General features: G+C 42.7%; 10 protein-coding genes. 3 read left to right on the top strand and 7 right to left on the bottom strand.

Annotated features, from left to right (window positions below; translation table 11 throughout):
* Both A923_RS0118395 and A923_RS0118390 read right to left on the bottom strand, forming a co-directional pair.
* Complete coding sequence (locus A923_RS0118395; protein WP_017223165.1) at window positions 1-1104, bottom strand: putative 2-aminoethylphosphonate ABC transporter ATP-binding protein; 1104 nt, start codon at window positions 1102-1104, stop codon at window positions 1-3.
* Between the two features lie 240 nt (window positions 1105-1344).
* A complete protein-coding gene (locus A923_RS0118390; RefSeq protein WP_017223164.1) occupies window positions 1345-2352 on the bottom strand; it encodes a putative 2-aminoethylphosphonate ABC transporter substrate-binding protein in 1008 nt (335 codons plus the stop codon).
* 304 nt (window positions 2353-2656) lie between these two features.
* On the opposite strand from A923_RS0118390, the gene phnW reads away from it, so the two are divergent.
* The 3 genes from phnW to A923_RS0118375 all read left to right on the top strand — a co-directional run bounded on the left by phnW (window position 2657) and on the right by A923_RS0118375 (window position 6345).
* Window positions 2657-3763: a 2-aminoethylphosphonate--pyruvate transaminase gene (phnW, locus tag A923_RS0118385; protein WP_017223163.1), complete on the top strand. Its 1107-nt coding sequence runs from the start codon at window positions 2657-2659 to the stop codon at window positions 3761-3763.
* Window positions 3764-3908: 145 nt separating this feature from the next.
* On the top strand, window positions 3909-4751 hold the full coding sequence (gene phnX / locus A923_RS0118380) for a phosphonoacetaldehyde hydrolase (RefSeq protein WP_017223162.1): 843 nt from the start codon (window positions 3909-3911) through the stop codon (window positions 4749-4751).
* 130 nt (window positions 4752-4881) lie between these two features.
* On the top strand, window positions 4882-6345 hold the full coding sequence (locus A923_RS0118375) for an FAD-dependent oxidoreductase (RefSeq protein ID WP_017223161.1): 1464 nt from the start codon (window positions 4882-4884) through the stop codon (window positions 6343-6345).
* Between the two features lie 135 nt (window positions 6346-6480).
* Here the strand turns inward: A923_RS0118375 and A923_RS0118370 are convergent, their stop codons facing one another.
* The 5 genes from A923_RS0118370 to acs form a co-directional block, all read right to left on the bottom strand.
* Complete coding sequence (locus A923_RS0118370) at window positions 6481-8133, bottom strand: immunoglobulin-like domain-containing protein (RefSeq protein ID WP_017223160.1); 1653 nt, start codon at window positions 8131-8133, stop codon at window positions 6481-6483.
* Between the two features lie 439 nt (window positions 8134-8572).
* The gene (accC, locus tag A923_RS0118365) at window positions 8573-9931 is read right to left on the bottom strand and encodes an acetyl-CoA carboxylase biotin carboxylase subunit (RefSeq protein WP_017223159.1); all 1359 of its coding nucleotides are present in this window, start codon (window positions 9929-9931) and stop codon (window positions 8573-8575) included.
* Between the two features lie 14 nt (window positions 9932-9945).
* Window positions 9946-10392 carry an acetyl-CoA carboxylase biotin carboxyl carrier protein gene (gene accB / locus A923_RS0118360; RefSeq protein ID WP_017223158.1) on the bottom strand — a complete coding sequence of 149 codons (447 nt, stop codon included), beginning with the start codon at window positions 10390-10392 and terminating at the stop codon, window positions 9946-9948.
* 11 nt (window positions 10393-10403) lie between these two features.
* Window positions 10404-10862 (bottom strand): type II 3-dehydroquinate dehydratase, encoded by a 459-nt coding sequence (gene aroQ, locus A923_RS0118355; protein WP_017223157.1) that lies wholly within the window; start codon window positions 10860-10862, stop codon window positions 10404-10406.
* A 346-nt stretch (window positions 10863-11208) separates the two neighbouring features.
* A complete protein-coding gene (acs, locus tag A923_RS0118350) occupies window positions 11209-13155 on the bottom strand; it encodes an acetate--CoA ligase (RefSeq protein WP_017223156.1) in 1947 nt (648 codons plus the stop codon).
* Window positions 13156-13161: the final 6 nt, after the last annotated feature.

The raw sequence follows: 13161 nt of genomic DNA, 5'->3' as shown, positions 1-13161 counted from the left end.
TTATACCTCTACCGCAGATGTATTGGTTGTTGCTGATTGATTTAATTTACGTGGGAAAATGTGGCTGAATTCATTGCTATAACGAATGCGGCGAAACTCACCATTATTCAGCCCGAGCGATCTTACTTCACGAATTGGCACATCGATTTTAATCATCGGGGCATTCATTTCCCCGATTAACTGACAATCGGTGCGCACATAAGTCCCTTGGAATTCCATCGCTTTTATTTGCACGGGTAAGTCTTGTTTGTCTTCACTAAATTGGATGTCTTCAGGGCGTACGGCCAAATCAAACAGGTCACCACGCTTTAAGGACTCTTTAGGTTTTGGCAGTAGGGTTTCGGCAATACGAATGTGCTCATCGCTGACCACTGAACTGGCAATGAAATTCATGTTACCCACAAATTCGGCAACAAAACGCGATGCTGGTTTATCGTAAATTTCTTGTGGGGTACCGACTTGTTCAATCACGCCGTGATTCATGACCACAATACGGTCAGCCATTGCTAAGGCTTCTTCTTGATCGTGGGTTACCATGATAGTGGTGATACCGAGCTTACGTTGTAGGGTGCGGATTTCTTCTCTTAAGTGAGAACGTACTTGTGCATCGAGTGCTGAAAGCGGTTCATCGAGTAATAATAATCCGGGTGATAACGCTAATGCTCTTGCCAGTGCCACACGTTGTTGCTGGCCACCGGATAATTGGCTTGGATATTTAGGTGCCGAATCGGATAAACCGATAATGCCAAGCCAGTGATTAACGATATCGACCGCTTCGGCGACTGACTTACCTTGGTTGTGTAAACCAACACTGATATTTTCGGCAACCGTTAAGTTGGGGAATAGCGCATAAGATTGAAATACAATGCCGAAATCACGTTTCTCTGGCGGTAAGAATGTGGTGTCTTTACCGTCTTGTAAAATAGACCCTGACGTTGCTAAGTCGAGGCCCGCAATGGCCCGAAGTAGGGTGGTTTTACCACAGCCAGATGGGCCTAAAAAGCAGATGAATTCGCCTTGATTGATCTGCAACGATATATCGTTTAATGCAGTGAAATTGCCGAATTTTTTAACAAGATTATTGATATTGAGATACGTGTTCATCTGACTACTCATAAGTAAATTGGACTATACCAGTATGGTAGGCAGAGTAAGTGACAGTTTGATGACAAGGGGGGCTTTTTACGCAGGCTTTACATTTATTATGGGTAATTTAAGGTATTAATTTCACAGCAGATTACGTTTTTTTGGATGTGTTAATAATAGCCTGTAAACGACTAAGCTAGGCGTCATTTCTAACTCCTAGCTTGGTTATGTGTCGCGCTTAAATTGCGTGGTTAGCGGTTATTTAGCTTCAGATTTTGAATCAAACTTTTCTGACCAGGTATGTAATACTGCTTTACGGTCATCGGCCATTTTACCAAAGTCCATTGCGACCATCGCGTCTTGAACATTTGGATAGTTCGTCACGGCTTTGCTTACGTCTTTATGACCAACAAGCGCATATGATTCGTTATATAATTCGTTGGCTTGTTTTGAGATTGACCAATCAATAACACGCTTGGCTGCTGCTGATGGTTTTACCAGCCCTACTGCTTCTGATTCCCAACCGATACCGCCGTCTGGCAAGATCACATCAAGTGGTGCGCCTTGGGTTTTTAATTTAGCGCCACGTAATGCCATAGACACCCCGATCGCCACTTCACCCATGCCTGCTTGCACGCAAGGTTTTGAACCTGAGTGAGTATAGTGAGCAATATTCTCGTTTAACTTGGTCATGTAGCTCCAACCCTTATCTTCACCCATAGTTTGTAACCATGCTGATACTTGCATATAACCAGTACCTGAGGATGCCGGGTTAGGCATGGCGATGTGACCTTTATAAATTGGTTTTAGTAGATCATCCCATGATGTTGGTTTTGGTAGGTTGTGCTGTTTAGCTACGTATTCGTTAAAGCAAATGGCATTGAACCAAGCGTCATTGCCATACCATGCTTTGTTTTCTTCAGGGTCGATCATGCTAGTACGCAGATTCTCGACACCTTTTGGTGAGTAAGGTTTTAGGATGCCAGCGTTTTTAAGTAATGCCATTGATGAACCGGCTAGGCCCCAAACTACTTCTGCACGCGGGTTATTTTTTTCGGCTAATAATTTTGCCGTCATGATGCCCGTTGAGTCGCGTACCCATTTGATATCGATATCTGGGTTTTCTTTTTCAAAGGCAACTTTGTATTTCGCTAATACATCTGTTTCAAAGGCGGTGTAAACCACCACGGCTTCTGCGGCAAATACTGGTGCAGTAAATAAAGCGCTTAGGGCTGCGATAGAACCTATCATCCAACGTTGTTTCATTCGGTAACTCCAAAAATTATTAACGGTTGATTCTGGTCTGTACCAGATTTGTTGGGAATGATAATAGAGCTGTTTTATGACAATAATATGACCGCTTAATGGCAGTTTTATTAATTAATATATTTTATTGTTTTTTATTTCTGGTTTTTTATTTCTGGTTTTTTATCTCTGTACTTTTCTCGCCGTTTTTTCTTAACGTTTGCGAATATGAAGCTTTTGTGAATTCTGCTGTTGGGCTATTTACCCAGCTAGTCATCCACTGCTAGAGTTCTCATCAACTGGTATAGTCCAAATGGAAGCAGAGATGAAAAACGAATATTTATTACTAACACCGGGTCCACTTTCTACTACAACAAGTGTTCGAGAAGCCATGCTAAAAGATTGGTGTACTTGGGATGATGAATATAACAAAGATATTGTTGAAGTTATCCGCGCTAAGTTAGTTCAATTAGCAACCCCACAAGCGGGTTATACCAGTGTATTGATGCAAGGTAGCGGTACCGCATCAGTGGAAGCAACAATTGGTAGTGTTATTCCTGCCGATGGCAAACTGCTGGTGGTTGATAACGGCGCATACGGTGCCCGTATCGCTCAAATCGCTGATTACTTAAATATTGCTTGTGACGTTATTGCCCCAGGTGAAACGGCGCAACCAAGTATTGCTGAAGTCGAAGCGAAATTAATCGCCGATGACAGTATTACCCATGTCGCAATTGTGCACTGTGAAACCACAACAGGCATGTTAAACCCGATTGATGAGGTTATTCAGCTAGCGAAACAACACGGTAAGATCGTTATCTTGGATGCGATGTCGAGCTTTGGAGGCATCCCGCTGGATGTGGCTGAATTAGGGGTTGATTTCCTGATCAGTTCTGCCAACAAATGTATTCAGGGTGTACCGGGTTTTGGTTTTGTTATCGCCCGTCAAAGTGAACTAGAAAAATGCAAAGGATTAGCGCGCTCATTAACGCTGGACCTATATGACCAGTGGCATTGCATGGAAAAAAATGGCGGCAAGTGGCGCTTTACGTCACCAACTCATACGGTGCGTGCATTCTACCAAGCGTTATTAGAACTTGAGGAAGAGGGCGGTATTGCAGCGCGTCATCAACGCTATCAAGAAAATCAAACCACGTTAGTTGCGGGTATGGCGAAACTGGGTTTTTCTACGCTACTTGATGCGTCATTACATTCACCAATCATCACCTCATTCTATTCTCCGACACACAGTGATTACCAATTCAAAGCATTTTACGACTGCCTGAAAGAGCAAGGTTTTGTTATCTATCCGGGTAAGGTGTCAAACGCTGATTGTTTCCGTATCGGTAACATTGGTGATGTCCATCCTAGCGATATTCAACGTCTATTAGTGGCGATGGAAACAGCGAAGCATTGGGAAATAAAGGCATAATTAATAACATGTTAAGACAATCGTTAACACGGATATAGGCAATTATTCATACATAAATTAATGAATGAAATTATTCACAAATCATTAATAACATCATCATTAATAACATGATCATTAATAAAAAGTTACTTGGGAAAATATTATTATGTCTAACATCGTACAAGATCAGTCAGTAAAGCTTAACCATGTTCAATCTGTTATTTTTGATTGGGCGGGCACTATCGTTGATTTCGGTTCATTTGCCCCAACGACTATTTTTATTGCCGCATTTAAAGCGCAGTATGATTTTGACATTAGCTTAGCAGAAGCGCGCGTACCAATGGGTCTGGGTAAATGGGATCACATTAAAGCAGTATCTGAATTACCCGCTGTAGCAGCACGCTGGCAGGCGCAGTTTGGCACAACAATCAGCAAAGCTGATATTGATGCAATTTACGAAACATTTATGCCGCTACAAATTGCTAAAGTAGGTGAGCATGCCGATCCTATTCCACATGCATTAGATGTGGTAAATGGCCTAAAACAGCAAGGCGTTAAAATTGGTTCATGTTCTGGTTATCCACGTGTAGTCATGGACAAGTTAATACCCATTGCGGCAGAAAAAGGTTACGTGCCAGATTGTGTTGTAGCGACGGATGATTTACCTGCTGGTGGTCGTCCTGCACCGTACATGGTACTTAAAAATGTGATTGATATGGCAGTGACGGATGTTGGCGCTTGTATCAAGGTTGATGATTCAGTACCGGGTATTGAAGAAGGTCATAATGCCGGTATGTGGACTGTCGGTTTATTGTTATCAGGTAATGAAGCAGGTTTAACCCTCGCTGAATACCTTGCTGCAGACGAAGCGACATTACACCAAGCACGCGAAAAAGCCCGTGACCGTTTCACGCCATTTAATGCTCATTACTTGATTGATACGATTGCAGACCTACCACAAGTCGTTACCGATATTGATGCCCGTTTAGCCGCTGGAGAACGTCCATAATAGTGGTGTTGAGTCTTTTGGTTTTAGTCGTTCATGGCTAATGCTTAAACCTTAAACCTTAAACCTTGATAGCTAGCCACATGGTTAGCTATTTTTTTACATTAAAATAAAAACTACACCGAGTGTGATCATGACTAAGCAGCCTGAGTTTCAACCTTTTTGGTTCCAGCAAGCAATGGATCTTGAATCGGACTACCGCAATAACGTGTCACCACAAACGCTCACCGCTGATACCGTTGCAGATGTGTGTATTGTCGGTGGTGGTTACACTGGGTTATGGACTGCGATCCAGCTCAAACAGCAGCAACCAACACTTGATGTCATGATCATAGAGAAAAGTCTCTGTGGTAGTGGGGCATCAGGACGTAATGGTGGTTGCATGTTGACGTGGTCGACGAAGTATTTGTCAATGCAACGTTTGTATGGTGAAGCGCAGGCGGTTGAGTTGGTCAAAGCATCAGAGCAAGCGGTGGATGAAATTGAAGCCTTTTGTTTAAAGTATCAGATTGATGCGGAATTACGCCGTGATGGCACTTTGTTTACTGCCACCAATACCGCACAGACTGGTGGTTTAGACGCGACATTAGCGGCGTTAGATAAACATGAATTAAACAGTTGGCAGGCATGGCAAGCGCAGAAAGTACAACAGCATGCGGGTTCTAAATTACACCAAGCAGGGCATTTCTCTCCGGTTGCGGCGAGCGTGCAACCGGGTAAATTAGCTCGTGGTTTAAAGCGCGTAGCCGAGCAACTCGGGGTGCGTATTTATGAAAATACCCCGATGTTAGCGATTAAGGATAATTCACTAAACTCGATTAACTTAAGCAATAGCACTCAGGACACCAAGCATAAGGTTGTGATTAATACCCCGCAAGGCACTATTTATGCGACTAAATCAGTGATGGCGCTGAATGCTTGGATGTTAGAGCAATTTCCGCAATTTAAAAATAAAATTGTGGTGGTGTCTTCAGACATGGCGATCACCAAACCGATACCCGAAAAGTTAAAAAAGATGGGGCTAGTTGATGGTAAAACCGTATTGGATTCTCGCACGTTTGTGCATTATTACCGTACTACACCAGACGGGCGATTAATGTTAGGTAAGGGCGGAAATCATTTTTCTTATGGTAATGCAGTCAGACCTTTATTCGATCAGCCTACAGGGTATGGCAAACTACTACGCGAATCGTTTGATAAATTGTTCCCGATGCTGGTGGATGAAGAATTTGCAGTGACTTGGACTGGCCCATCGGATCGTTCGGCGACGGGACTACCATTTTTCGGCAAAATTGAGGACTCTGGCAATATTTATTATGGTTTTGGTTATTCCGGTAGTGGTGTTGGCCAAACTTGGATTGGCGGTAAGATCTTATCCTCTATGCTATTGGGCAATAATGATAAGTGGAGCCATAACGGTTTAACCACTGGGCCTAAGGGCAGCTTTCCACCTGAACCGGTACGTTGGATAGGTACTATGCTGGTGCGTAACGCCATTCGCCGTAAAGAACGTTGTGAAGATAATGAAACGAGGCCTTTCTGGTTTGATAAACAGTTGGCTAAGTTTGCCAATGCGGCCGGTAAAGCAGATAAATAATTCGTTTATCATCTAGTTACTCTAGTCGTGAAAAAGCCAGTATTAACGTTTGTTAATACTGGCTTTGTTTTTAAATCATGTTTAAATTATCTGTCTTTAAGTTGCTTGATTTAGAAAGCGTTTAACTATTTTATACTAACGCCAAACTCCCCATTCGCCAGTCGTTCCTGGTTCTTCACCTTTCGTCCACCATTGCGCTGTCCAAGTCGCGCCGTTATGAGTAACTTTATCGTCTTTGACATAAGTACTACCTACTTGCCAATCATCATCACTCACAGCATCACTGACAACGGTAACGATACGTTTATCAGTCATATTCTGCTGATTGTCCTGACCATAAAGTAGGGTGTAAGTTAGCTCGTATACGCCAACGGCATTAGTATCAACTTCACCTGTAACGGTGATATTGGCGGTGAGATCACCTTGCGTCGGATGGCTGGCACTAACGCCTTGCATTGAATCAAATTCATTACCAATGACAATGGTGGTATCAGTTATACCTGTAAAAGCAGGCAATATTTCGTATACGGTTATCTTACGAGGTTGCTTAGTGGTTTCATCATCACTGCTGACGCTGTAAGTTAATAGGTAGTCACCGACTTGATTGGTATTAACACTTCCTTCTACAGCGATATCTGCAGTTATATCATTACCTTGATAGTCTTTGGCTGTGATCCCGATTAATGGATCAAAGCTGCTGTTGAGCTCGACACGCGTATCGACAATCCCCGATAAGGTCGGCGTCATATCTGTCACGGGCGGTAATTGATTATGGATATAATTGCCATAATCTTTAATAAACTGCTGGTTGTAACTGTTGTTTGCTGCGTTTGTTCCCATATCCCAGTTGATTGACCAAGTCATCACGCCACGTAATGGCTGGCCTTGGGCTTTTAAACGCTCAAAAGCGTTATATAAATCCTGTGGGTCTTTAATGTATCCGGTCGCCGCCGCATCGATACTCGAAGGTAGGCCAAAGACTAATTTATCATGTGGGATCTTATGGTAGTTACGGGTGCCGTTAATCAGCGAGTCAGCAATGTAGTAAATAAACTCTTCTTTTAACGCGTCATTATCTTGTGCTATCCAGCCGAGCCCTTCAATCCAAAGGCCATCGCCACCTTGGTTGTAGAACTGCGGATTAATAAAATCATAATAACCATCAAGTTCGGAGAGGTATGGAGTGTAAGCGCCATTGGCGGTTAAGTAAGGAAACTCCGGTGCCATGGTGATCATAAAATTATCACCCGTTTTACGGTAATGATCTTTCACCATTTTTAATGCTGCAGGAATAACAAATTGATTATCTTTTGCTGTTATGGCGGCTTGCTCTAAGTCGATATCGAGCCCATCAAATCCATAAAGATCCGTGAGTCTAATGATTTCTGCGGCGAGTGCATCTTCGTCACCACGTGTTAGTTCGATATGCGCATCAGCGCCGCCGAGCGCGATTAATACACTACGTCCTTGGCTGTTAAGCGTATCAATTTGAGCGATAAATTCTGCTTCACTCAGGCCTATCGTTGGGTCAAGTTTAAATGTTGGAATACGGCCTTCAGCGGTATCATAAACTTTCATGAATGAAATATTGACGACGTTGTATTGTGGGTTAACTGCTTCGAGTTCGACACAGGGCGCGTTACCGCCTTGATAACCACGACCGTCACACCAGTTGTGCCAATAACCAACGACGACATTATCGTCCTGTGATGTGATTGTCCCTGCCATAGCGGCTGTTGAGCATAAGCCAGTAAAAATGGCTGCTGAAAGTATCGATTTAAGCTTCATAATGATTCCCTATAATAAAATTGAAGCAATGACATATCCTATCTCATTGTTAGCATTGCTATTAAACTACAATAAAATTTATAGTGGTAACAAGGGCTTGTACACAGTGCGTTTCTTTCCGGGAGTAAAAAAAGTGCCTATAGGTAAAACTATTTGCAGGATCATAATAAATGATCTAAGCAACGAGATTTAAAGTTATAAATGGCTTTAAGCCTACGTTCATCAGATTTTTTTAAAGTTTTTTATGTCTTATTTTTTACAGATTTTGAGTCGGCAGTGAGGATTATGATTGGCTAATATGGCGAGTTAGCTGTTTTATTTCACAGGTAGTACCAGATAATTATGATGATGATAACGATGTCGGTAATCAAAATAGGGGTAATAAAAAACCCAAGACGAGTAAATCGCTTGGGCTTTCCTGTATTTATTAAAGCTTAGCTTATTTTTTACTTTCTGCTTTAAGTGCTAATTTCTTCTCTAAATAATGGATGTTAGTGCCACCATTTTGGAAGTTTTCATCTTTTAAAATTTCAAGATGCAGTGGGATATTAGTCTTGATACCATCAATAACCATTTCGCTTAATGCATTACGCATTCTGGCAATAGCTACGTCACGATTTTCACCGAAAGTAATTAACTTACCGATCATTGAATCGTAGTGCGGTGGCACTTTATAACCCGCATAAACATGCGATTCCCAACGAACACCAAAACCGCCAGCGGCATGGAAACGTTTGATTTGACCAGGACTTGGAATAAATGTCACTGGATCTTCAGCGTTAATACGGCACTCAATTGAATGGCCGGTTAAACGAACTTCATCTTGTGATATCGTTAATGGCATACCAGCAGCAACACGTAACTGTGCTTTGATTAAATCAATGCCAGTAACCATTTCTGTGATGGTATGTTCAACTTGAATACGGGTATTCATTTCGATGAAATAGAATTCGCCGTTTTCATAAAGAAATTCGAACGTACCAGCACCACGATAGTTGATATCAACACAAGCACGGCTACAACGTTCACCAATATGGCGACGTAGATCAGCAGTAATACCCGGTGCTGGTGCTTCTTCAACTACTTTTTGATGACGACGTTGTAGTGAACAATCACGTTCACCAAGGTGGATCGCGTTACCTTGACCATCAGCCAGTATTTGCACTTCGATGTGGCGTGGGTTTTCTAGGAATTTTTCCATGTAAACCATGTCATTGCCAAAGAATGAACCGGCTTCATTACGTGTTAACGCAATTGAATCAAGCAAGTCAGCTTCTTCATGAACAACACGCATACCACGACCACCACCGCCACCGGCAGCTTTAATAATGATCGGGTAACCGATGCGCTTAGCAATTTTCTTGTTACGTTGTGCGTCAGTATCAAGTGGACCATCAGAGCCTGGTACACAAGGTACGCCGGCTTTTTTCATTGCCGCAATCGCAGATACTTTATCGCCCATTAGACGAATAGTTTCAGCTTTAGGGCCGATGAAAATAAAACCTGAGTGTTCAACTTGCTCTGCAAAATCAGCGTTTTCAGCTAGGAAACCATAACCCGGGTGAACGGCAACCGCGCCCGTGATTTCTGCTGCACTTAAGATTGCAGGTACATTTAAATAACTGTCTACAGCCGCTGGTTTACCAATACAAACTGTCTCATCAGCTAATAATACGTGTTTTAATTCACGATCTGCTGTTGAGTGTACTGCAACCGTCTTAATGCCTAATTCTTTACAAGCACGAAGAATACGTAGTGCAATTTCGCCGCGATTGGCGATAACAACTTTATCCAACATTGGAAACTCCGTAGTTATTCAATGATGAAAAGAGGTTCATCAAACTCAATAGCTTGACCGTCTGTTGCTAGGATAGCTTTCACTACGCCGGCTTTATCTGATTCAATTTGGTTCATCATTTTCATTGCTTCTAAGATACATAGCGTATCGCCAACATTAACTGTTTGGCCGATTGCAACAAAAGGTGCAGCGCCTGGAGAGACTGCATTATAGAATGTGCCAACCATAGGAGAACGAACTTGATGGCCCGCTACTTCTGCTGGTGCAGCTTCAACGGCAGCAACTGGTGCCGCTGCGATAGGTGCTGCAGCAACTGGTGCTGGTGCATACTGCATTTGAGCCGGTGCTGTGCTGCTAAAACGATTGATTCGAACTGACTCTTCGCCTTCAGAAATTTCTAATTCTGCAATGCCAGATTCTTCAACTAGTTCAATCAGTTTTTTAATTTTACGGATGTCCATAATGATCTCTTTTATTTGTTGTTAGTTTGCTTGAGCTGTTTGACAGCAGAAAGCAGTGCAAATTCATAACCGTCAGGACCTAATCCACAAATAACGCCTTTAGCGACATCTGATAGGTAGGAATGATGACGAAACTGTTCTCGTGCGTGTACATTAGAGAGATGTACTTCGATAAATGGGATTGAAACCCCTAATAATGCATCTCTAATCGCCACGCTAGTGTGCGTATATGCCGCTGGGTTGATAATGATAAAATCAGTATTGCCCATTGCCGCATGAATATGATCAATGAGCTCGTGTTCTGCGTTGGATTGTTCATGGCGCAGATCAATAGCGTGCTCAGTTGCAACATCGGTTAAATGTTCTACAATGTCACTAAGTGTTTGATAGCCGTAAGTCTCAGGTTCTCTTTTACCTAAAAGATTTAGATTCGGTCCATTGAGTAACAATATTCTTGATTTGTGCGACATATTGCTTCCATTGTCTGGTAAAATGACACTAACTTCGTAAATAATGCCTACATCGTTAGCCTTTCTGAAAACTCCAATTGTAGATGTTTATAAAATACAATTGTTGCTAATTCTCTACACATTATATGATTTTCGGAGAATATAACAGCATTTGACTGGTCTTATCTGATATTTTATTAAAGTTTAAACTCTAAGTAAAACCTGGCGCACATTATCAATTGGCTGAATGTCGGCGAGTTGGTGACGGGGATTTAAAACGAAAAAAATCGATGTAACTAAGGCGAAAGTTACACCGATAAAGGTTAATCAAGCGCTAGCGGACAATTGCCCACTAACGGTTTTTATTTCAAGCTTCTTGTTTCTCGGCAATTAAAGTATCAACCACACTAGGGTCTGCTAGTGTTGAAGTATCACCTAACGAATCGGTGTCATTGGTCGCGACTTTACGTAAAATTCGACGCATGATCTTACCTGAACGCGTTTTTGGTAATGCTTGGGTCCAATGTAGAGTATCTGGCGTAGCAATCGCGCCAATCTCACTACGTACCCATTGCTTCACTTCTGCAAGCAAGGCTGCATCAGGTTCTTCACCAGCATTCAAAGTAACGTAGGCATAAATACCTTGGCCTTTAATATCATGTGGTACACCGACAACCGCTGCTTCAGCAATTTTACTGTGAGAAACCAGTGCACTTTCAATTTCAGCTGTACCCATACGGTGACCAGATACATTCAGTACGTCATCGACACGACCAGTGATCCAGTAATAACCGTCAAGATCACGCTTCGCGCCATCACCAGTGCAATACATGTTCGGGAATGTAGAGAAGTAAGCTTCCTCAAATCGATCTTCATCGCCGTAAATACCGCGCATTTGGCCAGGCCAAGAATCTAGAATAACTAAGTTACCTTCATTCGCACCCTCTAATATGTTGCCTTCATTGTCTACTAGCGCAGGGCTAATACCAAAGAATGGGCGGGTTGCGGAACCAGGTTTTAGCATCGTTGCACCAGGCAGTGGGGTAATTAAAATACCACCCGTTTCGGTTTGCCACCACGTATCAACAATCGGTGTTGATGCATTACCTATGGTGTTGTAATACCATTGCCATGCTTCAGGGTTAATAGGTTCGCCCACCGAGCCCATTAAGCGTAATGAGGTTCGTTTGGTGCCTTTAATCGCATCGTCACCTTTCGCCATCAGTGCGCGAATGGCTGTTGGTGCTGTATAGAGCGTTGTCACTTGATGTTTATCTACAACTTGGCTCATACGTGCCGTATCAGGGTAATTTGGTACACCTTCGAACAATACCGTGGTTGCGGCATTAGCCAGTGGTCCATAAACTAAATAGCTGTGACCTGTGATCCAACCAACATCGGCGGTACACCAGAATACGTCTGTGTCTTGATGATCAAAGACATATTTAAAGGTCATAGTGGCATAAACAAGGTAACCACCAGTGGTGTGTAATACACCTTTTGGCTTGCCAGTAGAGCCGGAAGTATAAAGGATGAATAATGGATCTTCGGCATTCATTGCTTCAGGCACACATTCAGTTGGTTGGTCTTTAACGACATCATGCCACCAAAGGTCACGGCCTTCATGCCAAGCGATATCTGCTTTAGTGCGAGCGAAGACAATGACATTGTTAACAGTGGTCACTTGTGGTTTAGCTAGCGCGGTATCAACGCAATCTTTTAAGCGAGTAATACGGCCAGCACGTACACCTTCATCGGCTGTAATGACTAATTTAGCGCCACAGTTATCAATACGGTCGGCCAGTGCTTCAGCTGAGAAACCAGCAAATACAATCGTATGCACAGCACCAATACGAGTACAAGCAAGCATCGCAATCGCGGCTTCTGGCACCATTGGCATATACAGACAAACGACGTCGCCCTTTTTAATGCCTTGGGCTTTTAATGCATTAGAGAATTGGCAGACTTTTTCATAAACGTCTTGATAAGTTAATTTTTCAGAATCTTCTGGGTTATCGCCTTCCCAAATAATCGCGGTTTTGTTGGCGTTATCTTTTAAGTGACGGTCAAGGCAGTTGGCTGAGACATTGAGTTGGCCGTCTTGGAACCATTTAATGTCGACACTACCAGGCTGAAAACTGGTGCTTTTAACTTGGCTATAAGGTTTAATCCAATCGACGATGTGCCCTTGCTCGCCCCAAAATGCTTCAGGGTCGGTAATTGAATGCTTGTACATGGCTTGATAAGCACTGTCATTTAATAAACTGTTTTGCGCAAATTCTGCAGGTACCGGATATAGTTTAGTGTCGCTCATTATTCT

The organism is Moritella dasanensis ArB 0140 (assembly GCF_000276805.1).
Lineage (GTDB): Bacteria > Pseudomonadota > Gammaproteobacteria > Enterobacterales > Moritellaceae > Moritella > Moritella dasanensis.
The sequence above is the reverse complement of the archived record's forward strand: the minus strand, read 5'-3'. Positions and strand labels throughout refer to the sequence as shown.